This window comes from Antarcticimicrobium sp., assembly GCF_029212575.1.
Taxonomy (GTDB): Bacteria; Pseudomonadota; Alphaproteobacteria; order Rhodobacterales; family Rhodobacteraceae; genus Antarcticimicrobium.
In genome coordinates, this window is record NZ_JARGPK010000081.1 from 50,555 (window position 1) to 70,013 (window position 19,459).

At 65.7% G+C, this 19,459-nt stretch carries 20 protein-coding genes; 5 read left to right on the forward strand and 15 right to left on the reverse strand.

The window, feature by feature from the left end:
- Positions 1 to 29: 29 nt before the first annotated feature.
- Both ctrA and P1U75_RS17565 read right to left on the reverse strand, forming a co-directional pair.
- Positions 30 to 743, reverse strand: a complete 714-nt coding sequence (gene ctrA, locus P1U75_RS17560; RefSeq protein ID WP_300245526.1) for a response regulator transcription factor CtrA — start codon at positions 741 to 743, stop codon at positions 30 to 32.
- 108 nt (positions 744 to 851) lie between these two features.
- A complete protein-coding gene (locus P1U75_RS17565) occupies positions 852 to 1,130 on the reverse strand; it encodes a DUF1153 domain-containing protein (protein WP_300245528.1) in 279 nt (92 codons plus the stop codon).
- Between the two features lie 140 nt (positions 1,131 to 1,270).
- Between P1U75_RS17565 and mnmA the strand changes: the two genes are divergently transcribed.
- Positions 1,271 to 2,416: a tRNA 2-thiouridine(34) synthase MnmA gene (mnmA, locus tag P1U75_RS17570; protein ID WP_300245529.1), complete on the forward strand. Its 1,146-nt coding sequence runs from the start codon at positions 1,271 to 1,273 to the stop codon at positions 2,414 to 2,416.
- A gap of 3 nt (positions 2,417 to 2,419) precedes the next feature.
- Here the strand turns inward: mnmA and lpxB are convergent, their stop codons facing one another.
- The 13 genes from lpxB to pyrH form a co-directional block, all read right to left on the reverse strand.
- Entirely contained in the window at positions 2,420 to 3,571 is a 1,152-nt protein-coding gene (lpxB, locus tag P1U75_RS17575) for a lipid-A-disaccharide synthase (RefSeq protein WP_300245532.1), read from the reverse strand.
- Positions 3,571 to 4,365 carry a UDP-2,3-diacylglucosamine diphosphatase LpxI gene (lpxI, locus tag P1U75_RS17580; RefSeq protein ID WP_300245534.1) on the reverse strand — a complete coding sequence of 265 codons (795 nt, stop codon included), beginning with the start codon at positions 4,363 to 4,365 and terminating at the stop codon, positions 3,571 to 3,573. The genes lpxB and lpxI overlap by 1 nt, the downstream gene beginning before the upstream one ends.
- 3 nt (positions 4,366 to 4,368) lie before the next feature.
- Positions 4,369 to 5,154 carry an acyl-ACP--UDP-N-acetylglucosamine O-acyltransferase gene (gene lpxA / locus P1U75_RS17585; RefSeq protein ID WP_300245536.1) on the reverse strand — a complete coding sequence of 262 codons (786 nt, stop codon included), beginning with the start codon at positions 5,152 to 5,154 and terminating at the stop codon, positions 4,369 to 4,371.
- 5 nt (positions 5,155 to 5,159) lie between these two features.
- Positions 5,160 to 5,624 carry a 3-hydroxyacyl-ACP dehydratase FabZ gene (gene fabZ, locus P1U75_RS17590; RefSeq protein WP_300245539.1) on the reverse strand — a complete coding sequence of 155 codons (465 nt, stop codon included), beginning with the start codon at positions 5,622 to 5,624 and terminating at the stop codon, positions 5,160 to 5,162.
- Between the two features lie 66 nt (positions 5,625 to 5,690).
- Entirely contained in the window at positions 5,691 to 6,275 is a 585-nt protein-coding gene (locus tag P1U75_RS17595; protein ID WP_300245540.1) for an OmpH family outer membrane protein, read from the reverse strand.
- Between the two features lie 9 nt (positions 6,276 to 6,284).
- A complete protein-coding gene (bamA, locus tag P1U75_RS17600; RefSeq protein ID WP_300245542.1) occupies positions 6,285 to 8,693 on the reverse strand; it encodes an outer membrane protein assembly factor BamA in 2,409 nt (802 codons plus the stop codon).
- Between the two features lie 114 nt (positions 8,694 to 8,807).
- On the reverse strand, positions 8,808 to 8,936 hold the full coding sequence (locus P1U75_RS17605) for a hypothetical protein (RefSeq protein WP_300245543.1): 129 nt from the start codon (positions 8,934 to 8,936) through the stop codon (positions 8,808 to 8,810).
- Positions 8,937 to 9,040: 104 nt separating this feature from the next.
- Positions 9,041 to 10,393 (reverse strand): RIP metalloprotease RseP, encoded by a 1,353-nt coding sequence (gene rseP, locus P1U75_RS17610; protein ID WP_300245546.1) that lies wholly within the window; start codon positions 10,391 to 10,393, stop codon positions 9,041 to 9,043.
- Positions 10,390 to 11,571 carry a 1-deoxy-D-xylulose-5-phosphate reductoisomerase gene (gene dxr, locus P1U75_RS17615; RefSeq protein ID WP_300245548.1) on the reverse strand — a complete coding sequence of 394 codons (1,182 nt, stop codon included), beginning with the start codon at positions 11,569 to 11,571 and terminating at the stop codon, positions 10,390 to 10,392. Before dxr ends, rseP begins: the two co-directional genes overlap by 4 nt.
- Before the next feature lie 28 nt (positions 11,572 to 11,599).
- Positions 11,600 to 12,391 (reverse strand): phosphatidate cytidylyltransferase, encoded by a 792-nt coding sequence (locus P1U75_RS17620; RefSeq protein ID WP_300245549.1) that lies wholly within the window; start codon positions 12,389 to 12,391, stop codon positions 11,600 to 11,602.
- Positions 12,388 to 13,122, reverse strand: a complete 735-nt coding sequence (locus P1U75_RS17625) for an isoprenyl transferase (protein ID WP_300245551.1) — start codon at positions 13,120 to 13,122, stop codon at positions 12,388 to 12,390. Before P1U75_RS17625 ends, P1U75_RS17620 begins: the two co-directional genes overlap by 4 nt.
- Before the next feature lie 8 nt (positions 13,123 to 13,130).
- Entirely contained in the window at positions 13,131 to 13,694 is a 564-nt protein-coding gene (gene frr / locus P1U75_RS17630) for a ribosome recycling factor (RefSeq protein ID WP_300245554.1), read from the reverse strand.
- Between the two features lie 64 nt (positions 13,695 to 13,758).
- The gene (gene pyrH, locus P1U75_RS17635; protein WP_300245557.1) at positions 13,759 to 14,505 is read right to left on the reverse strand and encodes a UMP kinase; all 747 of its coding nucleotides are present in this window, start codon (positions 14,503 to 14,505) and stop codon (positions 13,759 to 13,761) included.
- A 116-nt stretch (positions 14,506 to 14,621) separates the two neighbouring features.
- Between pyrH and miaA the strand changes: the two genes are divergently transcribed.
- The 4 genes from miaA to P1U75_RS17655 all read left to right on the forward strand — a co-directional run bounded on the left by miaA (position 14,622) and on the right by P1U75_RS17655 (position 19,445).
- Entirely contained in the window at positions 14,622 to 15,497 is an 876-nt protein-coding gene (miaA, locus tag P1U75_RS17640) for a tRNA (adenosine(37)-N6)-dimethylallyltransferase MiaA (protein ID WP_300245559.1), read from the forward strand.
- A gap of 78 nt (positions 15,498 to 15,575) precedes the next feature.
- Positions 15,576 to 16,382 (forward strand): AraC family transcriptional regulator, encoded by an 807-nt coding sequence (locus tag P1U75_RS17645; protein ID WP_300245560.1) that lies wholly within the window; start codon positions 15,576 to 15,578, stop codon positions 16,380 to 16,382.
- A gap of 221 nt (positions 16,383 to 16,603) precedes the next feature.
- Positions 16,604 to 18,271 carry an ABC transporter substrate-binding protein gene (locus P1U75_RS17650; protein ID WP_300245561.1) on the forward strand — a complete coding sequence of 556 codons (1,668 nt, stop codon included), beginning with the start codon at positions 16,604 to 16,606 and terminating at the stop codon, positions 18,269 to 18,271.
- A gap of 121 nt (positions 18,272 to 18,392) precedes the next feature.
- Positions 18,393 to 19,445, forward strand: coding sequence for an ABC transporter permease (locus P1U75_RS17655; protein ID WP_300245563.1), 1,053 nt, complete (start codon positions 18,393 to 18,395; stop codon positions 19,443 to 19,445).
- The last annotated feature ends 14 nt before the right edge of the window (positions 19,446 to 19,459 follow it).

Consider the following 19,459-nt stretch of genomic DNA (forward strand, 5'->3'; position numbering starts at 1 on the left):
CTGCGAGGGCGCCGGGCGCGGTCAGGAGGTCAGGCCGAAGCCGCCAGATGCGTGTCGCTCTCGTCCTCGCGCGGGTCGCGCAACACATAGCCACGCCCCCAGACGGTTTCGATGTAATTGTCTCCGCCGGTGGCCTGTCCGAGCTTCTTGCGCAGCTTGCAGATGAACACGTCGATGATCTTGAGCTCCGGCTCATCCATGCCGCCATAGAGATGGTTCAGGAACATCTCCTTGGTCAGCGTGGTCCCCTTGCGCAGGCTGAGCAGCTCGAACATCTGGTATTCCTTGCCGGTCAGGTGCACCGGGGTGCCCTCCGCCTCGACCGTTTTCGCATCGAGGTTGACCGCGACCTTTCCGGTGTGGATGACCGATTGCGAATGCCCCTTTGAGCGGCGGATGATCGCGTGGATGCGCGCCACCAGTTCATCGCGGTGGAACGGCTTGGTCAGGTAATCGTCGGCGCCAAATCCGAATCCCTTGATCTTGCTTTCGGTATCGTCCGAGCCGGAAAGGATCAGGATCGGGGTGTCGATCCGCGCCATACGGATCTGGCGAAGCACCTCGTGCCCGTTCATGTCGGGCAGATTCAGGTCCAGCAGGATCAGGTCGTAGTCGTAGAGCTTGGCCAGATCTATTCCCTCTTCGCCCAGTTCCGTCGCGTAGACGTTCAGGTTGGCATGGGTCAAAATCAATTCAATACTTCTCGACGTGGCCGGGTCGTCTTCCACCAATAAAACACGCATCAGGAAACTCTCCGTGAACTCGCTTTTCCAGTATTGCGTTAACCTTGGCGAAAAAAAGTTAATCGCATGTTACCGCGATGGAGTTTACCGAGAGGATACCCAAACAACCTAACGTTGTCTATATGTCTTCAATGCCGTTGCTTTCAAAGCCTTTTCTCCGTGCGTCGTCACGGCCTCGACCCAGGATTTCAACTCTTCATCGCTTAACGCATAGCGGGTCTTGGCCTCGGTCTCGGTTATCAGCCCGTAGAGAACCGCCCGAACGACAGCGGCCTTGCGCGACGCCACCCACCGTTGGGTCGTTGCCGGCGGCAGATCGGCGCGTGTCATCCTGGTTCCGTTCGGCAGCCTGACCGCGCGTGGTCCTTCCACTTTTTTCAGATACATCTCCAACCCCTGAGCAGTCCCGCCCCCATGGTCGGCAGCACCTCTTAACGGGTGGTGAAACCGCCCCCTTGCGAGTATCTGGCATTTTCCTATATTCCGACGTACTTTCCGCACCCCGCCACCAATGAGGAGCCGCCGCCATGGCGCTGGACACCGATGCACCGCTGAACTCGCTGGGCCTGCCCAAACCGCCGGCCGAGACGCGGGTCGTCGTGGCGATGTCCGGCGGTGTCGACAGCTCGGTCGTGGCGGCGCATCTTTCCGCCGAGGGCTATGACGTGGTCGGCGTGACGCTGCAGCTTTACGATCACGGCGCGGCGCTGGCGAAAAAGGGCGCCTGCTGTGCGGGGATCGACATCCACGACGCCCGGCGCGTGGCCGAGGAGCGCGGCTTTCCCCATTACGTGCTGGATTACGAGAATATCTTCAAGGATGCCGTGATCGACGAGTTCGCCGACAGTTACCTCGCCGGCGCCACCCCGGTGCCCTGCATCCGCTGCAACGAGCGGGTGAAGTTCAAGGATCTGTTGGAAACGGCCAGGGATCTGGAGGCCGATTGCATGGCCACCGGCCATTACATCCAGCGCAAGATCGGACCGAACGGGCCGGAGTTGCACAGCGCCGCCGATCCGAACCGCGACCAGTCGTATTTCCTGTTCTCGACCACGCCGGAGCAGCTCGAATTCCTGCGGTTCCCGCTGGGGCATCTGCCCGGCAAGGCGGCGACACGCGCGATGGCGGCGGATTACGGGCTGGCGGTGGCCGACAAGCCAGACAGCCAGGACATCTGTTTCGTGCCCAATGGCGATTATGCCAGCGTGATCGAAAAACTGCGCCCCGGCGCCGTCGACCCGGGCGAGATCGTGCATGCCGACGGTCGGGTGCTGGGCAGCCACGACGGCGTGATCCACTATACCATCGGCCAGCGCCGGGGGCTTGGCATCGGTGGCTTGAGCGAGCCGCTTTACGTGGTCAGGCTCGATGTCGACAAGAAGCAGGTCGTGGTCGGCCCCAAGGACATGCTGGCGACCCGGGTGATCCCGGTGCGCGAGATCAACTGGCTGGGGGATGAGCCGTTCGACAGCCGGCCCGAGTGGCATCTTTCGGTCAAGGTCCGCTCGACCCGCCCGCCGCGCGAAGCGATCGTGCGGCCGATGTCCCCGACCACGGCGGAGGTCGAATTGCTGACCCCGGAGGAAGGTGTCAGCCCCGGCCAGGCCTGCGTGTTCTATGAAACCGGGGGCACGAGGATCTTCGGCGGCGGCTGGATCTGGCGGGGCGACTGACCGTTACAACCGCGCCAGCACCGCCCGCGCCGCGCGCAGCCCCGGCGCCTCGCCGCCCTGCCCCAGCCGCTCCATGGTCAGCCGCATGGCGTCTTTCTGCGCGCCGGGATGCTTCAGAACCTCCAGCATCGCCCGGGCGATCAGCTCGGGCCGGCAATCGGGGCCGAGGCATTCGGGCACCACGCGGGTGTCGCTGACCAGGTTGACCAGGTTGGCGGTATCGACCCGCACCATTGGGCGTACCAGTTGCCAGGTCAGCCAGTTCACCTTGTAGGCCATGACCATCGGCGTGTCGGCCGCGGCCAGTTCCAGCGCCACGGTGCCGGAGGCCGCAAGCGCAAGCTGCGCGGTGGCGAAGGCGGCGCGCTTGTCGGTCGCTGCGGTCGCGGGACCGGTGTCGCCGGGATCGAGGATCAGCGGCGCGCCGGGCCAGTCCGATGCCATCTCGCGCACCATCCCCGCCACCGGGGCGGCGGCCGGAACCACCACCTGCAGATCGGGCCGCGCCGCGAGGACCGGCCCCAGCGCCGTGCCGAAAACCGGCGCGAGCTTTGCGACCTCGCCCTTGCGCGATCCGGGCAGGACCAGCAGCACCGGCACCGCGCCCAGCCCGTGGCGGGCGCGAAACCGGGATACCTCCCCGGCGGTCGCCACCGGCTCGGCCACCACCGGGTGACCGACGAAATCGCAGGCCATCCCGGCCGCCTGCATATAAGGCGGCTCGAACGGCAAGAGCGCCAGAACATGATCGATCACCCGCGCCATCCGGTCGGCGCGCTTCGGCCGCCAGGCCCAGACCGAGGGCGCGACATAGTGCACCGTGCGGACCCTGGTTTCCGCCTTGACCAGACGGGCCACGCGCAGGCAGAAATCCGGGCTGTCGATGGTGATCAGCACATCCGGTTTCACCTCGATCACCGCGTGCGCGGTCTGTTCGATCCGGCGCTTGAGGTCGAAGTATTTCGGCAGAACCTCGGCGATGCCCATGACGCTGAGTTCATCCATGGGAAAGCGGCTGACGAGGCCCTGCGCCTGCATCTGCGGTCCGCCGACCCCGTCAAAGGTGATCCCCGGCGCCAGTTGCCGGAGCCCCTGCATCAGCGTCCCGCCCAGCCGGTCGCCCGACGGCTCTCCGGCGACCAGAAAGGCGCGCATCAGCCCTGCGGCTCCCGCGACCAGAGGAACATGCCCATCCGGTCGCAGGCGGCAATCACCCCGGGCCGGTCCAGCACGATGACGCCGCCGGCCTCGATCACGATCCCCTCCAGCCCGGCACCGGCGGCGGCGCGCACGGTTTCCGGCCCGATGGCGGGCAGATCGGCGCGCCGGTCCTGCCCCGGCTTCGGCGCCTTGAACAGCAAGCCGCCTTCGCCATCGGGGCGCTCGGCCAGCGCCGCCAGCATCCAGTCAGTGCCGAACACCCCCTCGACCGACAGCGCCTGTCCGCGCCGCACCGCGCAGGCCTGGCCGATATCCGCCGCCGCCATCGCCGCCACGATCCCGGCGCCGCGGGTGGCGTCGGCACGGTGAATGTCGGTCGGCTGCGCCATCGTGGGGGCACCGGGCGCCATCAGCAGGCCGGGCGCAGCCTCCTGCGCGGGCAGCACGGAAAAACCGGCGGTCTCGAAGATCCCGATCAGCGCGCGCAACGCCCCGTCATCGCCCGTGGCGAGCGCTTCGGTCAGCACCGGCACCAGCGGCAGCGTCGCGGCGTCGATCGCCGAGGGATCGATCTGCGGGCGGTCGATCCCACCGGCCATGCAGACGCGGTCGACATCACGTTCCCTGAGGTGTTCCAGCAGGCTGCCCAAGGTCTCGATCCGGTAGGTGATATCGACCGTGAGCCGGTCCGGCGGGTTGCTTTCCAGCGCACAGACCAGCGGCGCGATGTCCAGCGTCGCCGATATCGCACCCGGCAGCGCCCCGCGCCCCGCAAGCAGCGCCAGCATGCCCTAGCCCCCCGGCGTCAGGAACGAACGGTCGGTCTCGCCCATGACGAAATCGACGATATGGCGCACGTAATCGCTGTCGGTGTCCTCGCCCAGGCGACGGGCGCGATCCTGAAAGGTGCCCTCGCCCTGGGCCAGCATCTGGAACGCCGCGCGCAGCGCGGTAATGTCCGAGCGCGCCACCCCCCGGCGCTTCAGCCCGATCAGGTTCAGCCCGTCAAGCTCGCCGCGCGGGGCCTGCACCAGACCATAGGGGATGACATCGTTGGTCACCCGGGTCAGCCCGCCGATGATCGCGCCACGCCCGATCCGCACCCATTGGTGCACCCCCGACAGGCCGCCGACGATGACATCGTCCTCGAGCACGCAATGACCGGCGATGGCGACATGGTGCACCAGGATCACCCGGTCGCCGATCTGGCAATCATGCGCGATGTGGGTGCCGGCCATGAACAGCCCGTCGTCGCCGATCCGCGTGACCCCGCCGCCCCCCGTGGTGCCCGGGTTCATCGTCGCGTGTTCGCGGATCCGGTTGCGGGCACCGATGACCAGCCGGGTATCCTCGCCCTGGTACTTCAGGTCCTGCGGAATCTCGCCGATCACCGCGAAAGGAAAGATCACCGTGTCCTCGCCGATCCGGGTATCGCCGGTGACCACCACATGGCTTTTCAGTTCGACCCGATCGCCCAGAACCACCTTGGGGCCGACAACGCAGAACGGGCCGACGACGCAGCCCTCGCCCAGCCGGGCGCCGTCCTCGACAATCGCGCTGGGGTGTATCCGGCTCATCTCGGTCATTCCTTCCGGATATCGACCATCGCGGAGAACTCTGCCTCGGCGGCGGTTTCCCCGGCCACCGTCGCCTTGCCGGAGAATTTGAAGATCTTGCCGCCGGGCTTGCCGCGCAGGGTGGTCACATGCATCTCGAGCACATCGCCGGGCACCACCTTGCGGCGGAACTTGCACTTGTCGATGTTCATGAAATAGATCAGCAGGTCGGAATCGATGATATCCATGCCGACCCCCAGCATTACGCCGGCGGTCTGTGCCATGGCTTCGACGATGGTGACACCGGGCATGATCGGGGTTCCGGGGAAATGGCCCTGGAACTGCGGTTCGTTCATCGTCACGTTCTTGATGCCACGCGCGGCGCTGTAGCCGTCGATATCGACCACCTTGTCCACCAGAAGGAACGGATACCGGTGGGGAAGGATGCGCTGGATCAATTCGATATCCGCGCTTTTCAACTCTGCGGTCATGGATGGTTTCCCGTTGTTGAACGTTGCGGCCTGACTAGCAACCCCGCCCGGCTTCGGCAAGCCGCGCTATTGATCGACCTCGGGTGTCGCACTCTTGCCGTCGCCGATGGCCGCGTCGATGCGCATGATTGCCAGATCGGTGATATCGGTGGCGTTGGCGCTGAGGAACACGCTGGAGCGTTCCAGGATCACGCCGGCGCCGGCCTCGCGCATGAGCGCCTCAAGCACCGGTCGTGCGGCGCGCAGGAACTCCACCCGCGCCTTGTCGGCCCGCTGGCTCAGGGCCCGGGTCTTGGATTCCTGGGTGCGCCGGATCGACTGGACCTTTTCGTCGAAGGCATCGGCCAGGGTACGAAACGCCTCGGGCTCCATCTCCGGGCGGCGCGTGGTCAGGTCCTGCTCCTCGGCCATCAGTTCGGCCTCGATGCGCCGGTTCTCGGCCGCCAGCACCGCGCTGTCGGCCTCGATCTCATTGGCGGTGCGCCTGCCGAAGGCCGATTGCGAAAACAGCCTGTCGGTCTCGATGGTCAGGATCGCCGACTGCGGCAGGCCAAGCTGCTGGGCGGCGCCCGGACCGGCCGGAGCGACCAGCCCGGCGCAGAGCAGAGCCAGCACTAGCCCCCAGACGATATGCGCCCGCGACCGCGCCATCCCCGGCGATCAGAACTGCGCCTGAAGGGTCAGGTCGAAGGACTGTTCCTTGTCGTAGGATTCCTTGCTGATCGCCTTGGAGAAATTGAACCGCAAGGGGCCGAAGCCGGTGTTCCAGAGGAACGACAGCCCGATCACCGAGCGCCAGGCGCCATCGGCGCCGACGATGCAGGACGAGGTGCCGGCCGGCCCGCAGGTCGAGGCAGCGGCGGCGGTGTTGGCATCGCTCAGGTCCCACAGGTTGCCGACATCGAGGAACACCCCGCCGCGAAGGCCCAGTTCCTCCGGCAGGCCAAGCGGGAAATCCGCCTCGAACCGGGCCACGGCATAGAGGTTGCCGCCGAGACCGTCGTCATAGGCGACCCCGGTCGCGTCCGGCGACAGGTCGCGCGGACCGATGCCATAGGATTCGAACCCGCGCATAATGTCCGACGACAACACGAAGCGGTCCAGAACGCGACTGTTGTTGTTGCTCATCCAGCTCAGCGCACCGGCTTCGACGGTGGCGCGCAGAGTGATTTCCTCGTTGAAAACCTTGGTCTGCGCGGTCGCCTTGGCGCTGGTCCGCAGGTATTGGTTGTCGCCGCCCAGGCCGGCGTAGTCAGCCCCGAATTCCAGCAGAACACCCGAGTTGGGATCAAGCCCGGTGACCCGGCTGTCGTAGGTATAGGTGAACCCGAGCGAACTGCTGGTCAGGGCGCCCTGACCGATTTCGGTGCCAATGACCGGGCCGTGGATCGGGGTTTCCCGCGATTTCATCTCGCTTCCGTCCCAGGAGTACCGGACGTTCAGCTTGGATTTTTCCGCCAGTTTATAGGTGAGCGACGGTGAGAAGAACGCGCGCCCGGTGTCGAAGGCGGAGTAGCTGGAATCGGTCTCAGCATAGCCCATGTCGAGATTGAAACGAAGTTCGCGCCCAAGCAGGAACGGTTCGGTAAAGCCCAGAATGTAGGATTCCGCGTCCTCCGCGGTCGAAAAGGTGAACGACAGGCGCTGGCCCCGACCGAGGAAGTTGTTCTCGGTCAGGCCGATGGCGACGCCGAATCCGTTGCTGACCGAAAAGGAACCCCCGAGGTTGAGCGAGCCGGTCGGTTTCTCCTCGACGTTCACATCGACGATGACCTGTTCGGGAGAGGAGCCTTCGCGCGCCTCGACATTGGCGTTTTCGAAGAACCCGAGCGCGCGGATGCGTTCGGCGCTGGCACGGATTTCACGCGGGTTGAACGGGTCGCCCTCGGCGATCTGGAACTGCTGGCGCACCACGCGGTCGAGGGTCGTGGTGTTGCCCTCGATATCGATACGTTCGACGAAGATCCGCGGCCCCTTGGTCAGGGCGAATTCCACGTCCAGCGTCAGGTCGCGTTCATTGCGGGTAATCCGCGGTTCGACCCGGAGGAAATCGATTCCCTGCTTGATCGCCAGCCGTTCCTGGCGCGTGATCGACGTCTCCACGAGCGTCGGCGTATACACCGCCCCGGTCCGGATCTTGAGCGCGTCCTGGAACGCCGCGGCATCCACGCCGGGATACTCGCTGACCGTGGTGATCTTGCCAAAGCGGAACTGCTGCCCCTCCTGCACGTCCATCACCAGGTAGAAGGCGTCGCGCTCGCGGGTGAATTCCACGTTTGCGCTGTTCACCCGGAAATCCACGTAGCCGCGCGACAGGTAGAAATCGCGCAGCACCCGCTTGTCGAACTCGATACGGTCCTCGATCAGCGTATCGGAGCGAAAGAAGGCGCGCAGGATGTTGGCCTGTTTGGTTTCCATCACCTGCCGCAGCCGCCGGTCGGAGTAGATGCGATTGCCGACGAAACTGACGCGCTCGACCTCGATCGTCGTGCCCTCGGCGATCTCGAAAATCAGATCGACCCGGTTGTCGCTGCGGCGGATGATACGCGGCGTAACCGTCGCTGCGACTCGCCCCTGCTGCGAATAGGCGGTGGCGATGGTGTTGGCATCACGCTCGGCCTGTGCCGGGTTGAAGACCTGCCGCGACGTGGATTCGACGATCTTGGCCAGATCCTCGTCCTTGATCCGGCGGTTGCCCTCGAAGTTGATCACGTTGATCGTGGGATACTCGGTGACCGAAACCACCAGCGTTCCGCCGCGTGGCGTCAGGTCGACGGTCTCGAACAATCCGCTGCCGATGACGCGCTGATAGGCGTCGTTCAATTCACCGGCCGAAACGGTCTTGCCGCGTTCGATCCCGGTATAGGCCACGATTGTGGCCGCTTCGATCCGCTGGTTGCCCTCGACGCGCACCGAATTGAAGCGATAGCTTTGCGCCGACGCGGTCTCTGGCAGTACCGTGAGCAGCAGCGAAAAGATGAAAACGAACGCGGGAAGCACACGATGCAGAATGGTGCGACCAAAATCACGTTCAACGCAGGGTTCCCCTGCGGTGCTCCCCAATCCCATTATCTTGAACCCAGTGTTAAGCAGACATTGGGACTGTGAGTATCGGGATTGCCCGGCGTTGTCAAAAGCCCAGTTGACGTTTTTCGGGGGGCTTCGCCGCAGCCTGCGCAGAGCCTAGAGCAGGCTGCCCAGCCAGGCGCCCGCCAGCAAGGCCACGGCAATGGTGGCCATGTAAATGATCAGGTCCCAGTTCAGTTCCATCACCAGGCTGAGCCCGCGATATGACCGCTCCAGAGTGTGCATCCCGTGGTCCTTCCGGCATTCTATTCCTGCGTTTGCACAGGTTAGGGGCCGAATATGGCAACACTAGGGCGTGCAGTCTGCCGCCATCCCGCCGCGCCGGCGCCTCAGCACAGCAGATCGTTGCCCAGGGCAAAGACCATCAACGACAGAATGAGCGCCAGACCGATTGCCATCAGCACGCGCACGACGCCGTCGCTGGGCGGTTTGCCGACCACCGCCTCATAGGCGTAGAACATCAGGTGACCGCCATCCAGCGCCGGGATCGGGAACAGGTTCAGCAGCCCCACCGCGGTGGACAGCACCGCGATGAAGGAGATGAAGCTCTGCGCGCCCTGGCTGGCCATCGCGCCTGAGGTTTCTGCAATGCCGATGGGACCGGAGATATTGCAGGTACTGATCGCGCCGGTGACCATGTGCCACAGCCCCGACAGCGAGCCCTGGATGATCGACCAGGTCTGCGACAGCCCGCCCAGAAACGCGGCGACGGGCCCGGCGGTCTCGGTCGCGGGCTCGAACGCCATGCCGCCGGCGATGCCGATCCGCCACAGGGTGGCAAAGCCGCCATCGGGCGTCGGTTCGTCGGTGCGGCGCGGCGCCAGCGCAAAGTCCAGCATCTCGCCGTCGCGCCACACATTGAGCAGCAGCGGCCGCCCGCCCGAGCTTTCAACCGCCTGTTTCAACTGGTCGAAGGCATGGATCGTCTCGCCGTCCAGGGCGGTGATCACGTCGCCCGGGCGCAGGTCGATGTCCATCGCGGCGCTACGCGGCGCGACCCGATGGACATAGGGCGGAAACGGGTAAGGCCCGGTGACCGTCATCTCCTGCCCGTCGCGGCGCACGCGATAGTCCAGCACCGGCGCCTGCGGCAGCGCCGCAGTGAACGCCGACCACGAAATACCATCCTCGGCCCCCGGCGCCTCGACCCCGCCGATCGACAGGATCTCGTCGCCTTCGCGCAACTCGATCCCCTGCTCCGGCAGCGGGTAGAGCTTGCCCACGGTCAGCGGATCGCGCGCCACCCCCTGCACCATGAACACCGCCGTGAAGACCAGGATCGACATGACGAAATTGAACACCGGCCCTGCCGCCACCGTCGCGCTGCGCGCCCAGAGCGGCGCGCCATGCATGGTGTGGCGCAGATCCTCGGGGCTTTCGCGATAGATCTCGGCCATGGTCTCGCCGTCCTTGCCCGAGGCCGCGTTGGCATCGCCGAGGAACTTGACGTAACCGCCAAAGGGCAGCGCCGCGATCTGCCAGCGCGTGCCGCGCCTGTCCTTGCGGCTCCACAGCACCGGACCGAAGCCGAGCGAGAACACCTCGGCATGGATGCCGGACCAGCGACCGACGATGTAATGGCCGTATTCATGCACCGCAACGATCACGGAAAGGGCGATGACAAAGGCAGCAATCGTATAGACCAGCCCGCCAAACTGCGGGATCAATTCAATAATATTCAAAAGCTTTCCCCTGCCCTCTCGGTCATTGCCTCATCTGCCCATATCCGGGCGACATGGTCTGTTTGCAGCACGTTATCAAGGGTCATCGCCGCGTTCAGCCGGTCGCCCTGGGTCACGAAACGGTCAAGAACGCGTTCCACGACGGTGGCCATGTCGAGAAATCCGATACGCCCGGCGATGAACCCGTCGAGGCCGCGTTCCTTGGCGGCGTTGAAGGCCGCACCGGCCAGCCCGCCCATGTCCATCACCGCGCGGGCCAGACGCAGCGCGGGATAGCGCGCCTCGTCCGGCGCCCGGAACGTCATCGTGCCGACCTGCGCGAGGTCAAGTCGCGGCACCGGAAGCGCGCGGCGGTCAGGCCAGTGCAGCGCATAGCCGATGGCGTGGCGCATGTCGGGCGCGCCGACATGGGCCATCAGCGCCCCGTCATTGAACCCCACCAGTGCGTGGATCAGGGATTCGGGATGCACCAGCACCTCGATCTGCTCCGGACGCACGCCGAAGAATTCCCGCGTTTCGATCACCTCCAGCGCCTTGTTGAACATCGAGGCGCTGTCGATGGTGATTCGCTGGCCCATGTCCCAGTTGGGATGGCTCGAGGCCTCGGCCACGGTCGCCCGGGCCAGCCGGTCCATCGGCCAGTCACGGAAGGCGCCGCCGGAGGCGGTGATCACGATACGCTCGACCGCCGTCATCTCCTCGCCCGCCAGCGCCTGGAACACCGCCGAATGCTCGCTGTCCACCGGCAGGATGCGGGCGTCGTGGCGCCGCGCCGTCGCCAGCATCAGCGCCCCGGCACAGACCAGCGATTCCTTGTTGGCCAACGCCAGCGTCGTGCCCTGCTCCAGCGCCGCGAGGCCGGGCGCGAGGCCGGCCGATCCGACGATGGCGGACATGATCCAGTCGGCCGGGCGGCGGGCCGCCTCGATCACCGCCTGCGATCCTGCCGCCGCCGCGATTCCGCTGCCTGCCAGTGCGGCGCGCAGATCCTCCAGCCGGTCCTCATAGGCGGTCACTGCCAGCTCCGCCCCGAGCGCGCGGGCGTCCTCTGCCAGCCGGGCGATATTGGCTCCGCCGGTCAGCGCCACCACGTCATAGGCCTCCGGCTCGCGCCGGATCAGGTCGATCGTGTTCTGCCCGATCGAGCCGGTCGCGCCCAGGATCGTCACCCGCCGCATCACGCTTGTCCTTTCCGAGTGCTCCAGATCATACAGGTCCGGGCGGATAGCCGGTCAGATGCATCACCACCAGCACCAGAATCGCCGCCCCAAGCATACCGTCGAACCGGTCGAACAGCCCGCCGTGCCCCGGGATCAGCGCGCTGGAGTCCTTGACCCCGCTTTTGCGTTTCACCGCGCTTTCGGCGATGTCACCCAGTTGCGCGGCAAAGGAGGTGGCGGCCGACAGCAACACCAGCCACGCCCCGACCCCGGTCAGGAGCATGAAGATCCCGCCGACCGCAGCGGCGACGCCCCAGCCGGCAACGGTGCCCGACCAGGTCTTTTTCGGGCTGATCGCGGGCCAGAATTTCGGCCCGCCGAGGAGGCGGCCGGCAAAGTACCCGGCAATATCGGTGCCCGCCACCACCAGCACCAGCCAGAGCATCCAGACAAAGCCGAATTCGCTGCGCACCGACATCATGCCGAAGGCGGCCAGCAGGATGAACACCAGGAACGGCACGAACACCCTCCGGTGCGCCGGCATCCAGGCGTATCCGACGATGGCCGGCACCAGCAGCGTCGGCAAGGCCAGGCCGGCGGGGAAATAGATCGCCAGGAACCCCGCGACGCCGGAGACTGCGCCCATCACCACCGCGCGCATCCCGTCCTCGGGCGCCAGCATCCGGGTCAGTTCCCAAGCGATCAGCCCGGTCACCACCGAAACGAAACTGACGAAGTAATAGCCGCCCGCCCAGACCGCGCCGAGCCCTGCCACCGCCAGCACGAGGCCGGACAGCAGGCGCGCGGTCAGGTCCCCCCATTGGCCCGCTCCGCTCATGCCTTGACCGACCCGAAGCGGCGGTCGCGCGCGCCGTAACTCTGGCACAGGCGCGACAGTTCGTCGGCGGTGAAATCGGGCCAGAGCGTATCGATGAATTCATACTCGGCATAGGCCGACTGCCACAGCAGGAAGTTCGAGATCCGCGCCTCGCCGCTGGTTCGAATCACCAGATCCGGGTCGGGCAGAACATGGGTGTCGAGGTATTTCGGCAAGGTTTCCTCATCGACGTCCTCGGGGCGCAACCTGCCGTCTGCGACGTCCTGCGCCAACCGCTTGGTGGCGCGGGCCACCTCGTCGCGGCCGCCGTAGTTCAGCGCGATGGTCAGCTGCGTGCCGGTGTTTCCGCCGGTCTCCTGTTCGAGCTGGTCCATCAGCGCAATCAGCTTCTTGTCCAGCCGCACCCGGTCGCCGATGAAGCGCACCCGCACGTTGTTGGCCGCGATCGCCTGCATCTCCTTGGCGATATAGCGGCGGAACAGGCTCATCAGCCCGGCGACCTCGACCTGGGTGCGTTTCCAGTTCTCGGTCGAAAAGGCGAAGATCGTCAGGTACTTGATCCCGAGGCGCGGGCAGGCCTCGACGACCTCGCGCACGCGGCGGGCACCGGCATGGTGGCCGAACAGCCGCGGCCGCCCGCGCGCCTGCGCCCAGCGTCCGTTGCCGTCCATGATGATGGCGACGTGGCCGGGGCCGTGGGGGTGGGCCGCGATGTCGGGATCCTTCGGCATGGTTGCGTTCAGACCTGCATGATCTCGGCTTGCTTGGTCTCCAGCGACCCGTCGACGGCGGCGATCATCTTGTCGGTCAGCTCCTGCACCTCGGTCTCCCAGAACTTCTGGTCGTCCTCGGACATGCCGTCGGCCTTGGCCTTCTTGATCTGGTCCATGCCGTCGCGGCGCACGTTGCGAATCGAAACCCGGGCGTGTTCGGCATACTGGCCGGCGACCTTGGTCAGCTCGCGCCGGCGCTCCTCGTTCAGCTCCGGGATCGGCAGCATGATGATGGTGCCGTTGAGCTGCGGGTTGATCCCCAGCCCGCTTTCACGGATCGCCTTTTCGACCTTTCCGACCAGGCCCTTGTCCCAGACGTTGATGGTGACCATGCGCGGCTCGGGCACGTTGACGGTGCCGACCTGGTTGATCGGCGTCATGCTGCCATAGGCATCGACCATCACCGGCTCCAGCATCGAGGCGCTGGCCCGACCGGTACGCAGCGAGGCGAACTCGGTGCGCAGATTGGCCATGGCGCCATCCATGCGGCGTTTCAGATCGTCGGTATCGAGTTCAAAATCATCGGACATGTCTGCCCTCTCCCCATGCTTAGGATTGTCGCCTGCATGTTACATGCTTGCGCGGTCTATACCCCTAGCCGCGTACCTTTGTATAGGTGCCCTCGCCCGCGAGGATGCCCTTGAACCCGCCCGGTTCGTCCAGCGAGAACACGATGATCGGCAGGTTGTTGTCGCGCGCCAGCGCGATGGCGCTGGCATCCATCACCCCCAGCCGCTTGGCCAGCACGTCGTCGTAGCTGACCTCGTCATAGCGCTTGGCATCGGCGTGTTTCACCGGATCCTTGTCATAGACGCCGTCCACCTTGGTGCCCTTGAAGATCGCCTCGCAGGCCATTTCGTTGGCACGCAGCGTCGCCGCGGTGTCGGTGGTGAAATAGGGGTTTCCGGTGCCGGCGGCAAAGATGCAGACCCGCTTTTTCTCCAGGTGGCGCACCGCGCGGCGGCGGATGTAGGGCTCGCAGACCTCGTCCATGCGGATCGCGCTGATCACCCGGGTGAACACACCGATCCCCTCCAGCGCGCTCTGCATCGCCAGGGCGTTCATCACCGTGGCCAGCATCCCCATGTAATCGGCGGTGGTCCGCTCCATCCCCTGGGCGCTGCCCTGCAACCCGCGAAACACGTTGCCGCCGCCGATCACCATGCAGATCTCGACGCCCATCTCGTGCACCGATTTGACCTCCTGCGCGACGCGCTGGACGGTCGGCGGGTGCAGGCCAAACCCCTGGTCGCCCATCAGGGCCTCGCCGGAGATCTTCAGCAGCACACGTTTGTACGTCGTCTTTTTCGGTTGCGGTTCGGGGGAATTGGACGAGGTCATGTTGCGCTTCTCTCCGGCACGGGGTTATTTTCGCGCAAAATGTCGGAATTCGCCGCAAGGTTCAATGCGCCAACCGCCGGACCGGGGCGGGTTTCGACGGTTTCCAACAGGCCGACATGCTGAATCCGAGCAAGCTTTCCGAATTTCCCGACGACCGGCCGGTGCTGATCGCGGGGCCCACCGCCTCGGGCAAGTCGGCGCTGGCGCTGGAAATCGCCCAGAAGCGCGGCGGCGTGGTGGTGAACGCCGACGCCAGCCAGGTGTTTTCCTGCTGGCGCATCGTCACCGCGCGGCCCAGCGAGGCGGAAGAGGCGCAGGCGCCGCATCGGCTTTACGGCCATGTCCCCTGCGACGCGCAATATTCCGCCGGTCACTGGCTGCGCGAGGTGGCGCCTCTGCTCCGGTCCGGCCGACGCCCGATCATCGTGGGCGGCACCGGGCTTTATTTCACCGCGCTGACCGTGGGGTTGGCCGAGATCCCGCCGACCCCGCCGGAATTGCGCGCCGAGGCCGATCTGATCCCGCTCGACACCCTGCTCGCCGATCTCGACCCGGCGACCGCCGCGGGCCTGGACCGGCAAAACCGGGCGCGAGTCCAGCGCGCCTGGGAGGTGCAGCGCGCCACCGGCCGCCCGTTGGCCGACTGGCAGGCCGACACGCCGCCGCCGCTGCTGCCGCTCGCCGCCGCCGTGCCGCTGCTGTTCGACGTTCCCAGGGACTGGCTCCTCGACCGCATCGCGCGGCGGTTCGACGCGATGCTGGCACAGGGCGCGGTCGACGAGGTGGCGGCCATGCGCGACCACTACACCCCCGCCCTGCCCGCCTTTCGCGCGATCGGCGTGCCGGAGCTGATGGCCTATATCGAGGGCCGATGTACCCTTGACGAGGCGCGGGACCGGGCCACCATCGCCACCCGCCGGTTCGCCAAGCGGCAACGCACCTGGTTTCGCGCGAAAATGCGCCACTGGCAGCAGGTCCGCCCCGCAGGGTGAGCGCCAGACTTGTCCGCGGCCGGTTTTTGTGGTGTAAAACCGGGTATAACCCCCGATGATGACAGACATTTTTTGCCAATGCCCTTCGATCCAAACGAAATGGACGACCTGCGTCTGGTCACATTGGCGCAACTGGCAAAAGCCGGGGCGTGGCAGCTCGAACTTGCCCATGACCGGGCCGAGCATCTGCTGATCTGGATCACCAAGGGCCAGGGCGTCGCGCTGCTCGACGGGGTGCGGCGCGGCATCGGCACGCATAACGCCCTGTTCATCCCGGCCCGCAACCTGATGGCGATCGAATTGATGCGCAACGGGTTCGGCCAGGCGCTGGTGATCCCGGACAGCGCCAACCTGGCCCTGCCGCAATCGGTGCAACACCTGCGCGTTCGCGACGTCGCGGCCCAGGCCGAGCTGACCGCCCTGTTCGAGGCGATGGGGCGCGAGCAGAACGCGCATCGCCCGCTTTTCCATTCAGCAATGCGCGCCTATGGCGATCTGATGGCAGTCTGGTTGCGCCGGCACCTGCCCGAGGACCCCGCCCCCAGGCACAGCGCGGCCCGGCGGCTGGTGATTGCCTATTGCGAACGGCTGGTTCGGGAGTATGCCAGCGGCGCCAGTATGGCCAACCATGCCGAGGCGCTCGGGGTCACCCCGACCCACCTGACGCGGGTCTGCCGGGCCGAGACCGGGCGCACCGCCGCCACCCTGCTGACCGAGCGTCAACTGCACGCCGCACGGCGCCTGCTGATCACAACCGATGTCCCGGTGCAGGACATCGCGCGCCATCTCGGATTTGGCAGCGCGGCCTATTTCACCCGCTTCATCCAGCAGCACACGCAAAAGACACCGACGGCGTTGCGCAAATCGGTGCGACCCGCCGCGTAACTGGATCGCAAAAGCGTCTTGTCGGTTTTTGACCTGTTGATGTCGCTTTCCTACAATGCAATGCTAATTCAAACCGTTGACGGATGTGCATTTCTGATGCCGAATGAAGGTCATGGGGGACATCCGGAAAGAGACGCAGACTTTCACCCGGAACGGCGCCGGCCAAATCCGCGCCGGCCAACAAAACTCAGCCTGAACCACTGGCACACAGGGAGATCTAAATGAACAACCCGACACTCAACGGAAGACCCATCCACCCGGCGGCGCATATGCACGCCCAGGAGTACAGGGATGGCAAGCTCAGCCGGCGCGAGTTTCTGACCCGCGCCACGGCTCTCGGCGTTTCGGCGACGGCCGCCTACGGCCTGATCGGCGCCGCGGCGCCCGGCATGGCGCAGGCCGCCACCCCCAAGGCGGGCGGCACGCTGCGCGTCCAGATGCAGGTCAAGGCCCTGAAGGACACCCGCACCGCCGACTGGTCGGAAATCGCCTGTGCCACCCGCGGCACCTGCGAATACCTGGTCGAATACAACAATGACGGCTCGTTCCGGGGCATGCTGCTCGAAAGCTGGTCGGTGAACGACGATGCCACCGAATACACGCTGAAGGTGCGGCAGGGCGCCAAGTGGCACAACGGCGACGATTTCACCGCCGAGGACGTGGCCCGCAACATCGCCCGCTGGTGCGAGAAGGACGTCGAGGGCAACTCGATGGCCGCGCGCGTCGGCTCGCTGGTCGATCCCGACACCGGCAAGGCCCGCGACGGCGCGATCACCGTGGTCGATGCCTCCACCGTGCTGCTCAAATGCGCGACGCCGGACATCTCGATCATCCCCGGCCTCGCCGACTACCCGGCCGCCGTGGTGCATGCCAGCTACGACCCGGCCAACCCGAACGACCTGATCGGCACCGGCCCCTACAAGCTGACCAATATCGAGGTCGGCGTCGGCGCCACGCTGGAACGCGCCGCCGATCACACCTGGTGGGGCACCGAGGTCTATGGCGGCCCCTACCTCGACACCATCGAGTACATCGACTACGGCACCGATCCATCGGCCTGGCTGGCGGCGATCGAATCCGAAGAGGTCGACATGCTCTATGAGTCGGTGGGCGAGTTCATCGACATCATGAACGACATCGGCCTGGTCCAGTCCGAGGTGGTGACCGCCGCGACCATCGTGATCCGTCCCAACCAACTGGCCGAGATCGACGGCAAGAAACCCTATGCCGACAAGCGCGTGCGCAAGGCGCTGGCGATGGCGGTCGACAACGCCGTCTGTCTCGAACTGGGCTATGGCAACCGGGGCGAGGTGGCCGAAAACCACCATGTCTGCCGGATCCATCCCGAATACGCCGAACTGCCCAAGGTCAAGGCCGACCCCGCCGGCGCCAAGGCGCTGATGGAAGAGGCCGGCATGGCCGACTTCGAGCATGAGATCATCTCGATCGACGACGACTGGCGGCGCAACACCACCGACGCCGTGGCCGCGCAGTTGCGCGACGCCGGCATCAAGGTCAAGCGCACGGTGCTGCCCGGCAACACCTTCTGGAACGACTGGGTGAAATATCCGTTCAGCTCGACCAACTGGAACCACCGTCCGCTTGGCGTGCAGATCTGGGCGCTGGCCTATCGCTCGGGCGAGGCCTGGAACGAGTTCGGCTGGGCCAACCCGGAGTTCGACGCGCTGCTCGAGGACGCGCTGGCGATCGCCGATGCCGACAAGCGCCGCGAGATCGCCGCCAAGGGCGAGGCGATGATCCAGGAAGAGGGCGTGACGATCCAGCCCTACTGGCGGTCGCTCTACCGCCACATGCGCGAGGGGCTTGCGGGCACCGACATGCACATCACCTACGAACACCACCACTACAAGTGGGGTTGGGCCGCCTGACCGGCCAAAACGACAGGGCCGTCCCGTGCGGGGCGGCCCAAATCCCTGCGGTGCGCGCAGCGCGCCTGCCACGAAAAGGCCCGCAAAGGGCCGATACGAAGCCTGACCAACAGGGGGCCCCATGGGACTGTTCATCCTGCGCAGGACGGGCGTGATGATCCTGACGGCACTTTGCCTGACCTTCATCGTGTTCTTTCTGACCAACCTCTACCCGAACCTCGAAAAGCTGGCCAAGACGCAAGGCAACTTCCGCATGTCCGACGAGGCGGTGGCCAGCTGGCTCGGCAACAACGGTTACCTGCAACCGCTGCCGGTGAAATACGGTCAGTGGCTGGGCGTGGCTCCGGGCTGGACCCATGAAACCGACGAGGGCATCACCGGCCGCTGCCTGCGTGGCACCGCGACCGCCGAAGAGGCCGCCGCAGCACCCCGGTTCTGCGGTATCCTACAGGGCGACTGGGGCTATTCCACCGTGTTCCGCGACGAGGTTTCGGGCATCATCAGCACCCGGCTGGGTCTGACCGGCAAGCTGATGTTCTGGGTTCTGGTGCTGATGGTGCCCTCGGCGCTGATCGTCGGCGTGCTGGCCGGGATGCGCGAGGGCTCGCCGCTCGACCGATCACTCTCGACCTTCTCGATCATCACCACGGCGACGCCCGAATACGTCTCCGGCGTGATCTTCATCGCCGTCTTCGCCTCATCCGCGGTCGGGCTGAAATGGTTCAAGGGCACCGCCACCAGCGCGATGGAGAGCGCCAATTTCGAAAACTTCTTCCTGCCGGTGCTGACCATCGCGCTATACGGCATGGGCTATATCGCGCGGATGACGCGGGCCAGCATGACCGAGGTGATGACGGCGCAATACATCCGCACCGCCCGCCTCAAGGGCGTGACGTTCCGCAACATCGTGATGAAACACGCGCTCCGCAACGCGCTGATCGCGCCGTTCACGGTGATCATGCTGCAATTTCCCTGGCTGCTGAACGGTGTGGTCATCGTCGAGACCCTGTTCAACTACAAGGGCTTCGGCTGGACGCTGGTGCAGGCGGCGGGCAACAACGACATCGAACTGCTGCTGGCGGTCTCGGTGGTCTCGGTGATCGTGGTGCTGGCGACACAGCTGATTTCGGATATCGGCTATGTCTACCTCAACCCGCGCATCCGGATTTCATAAGGGAGGATCGGACA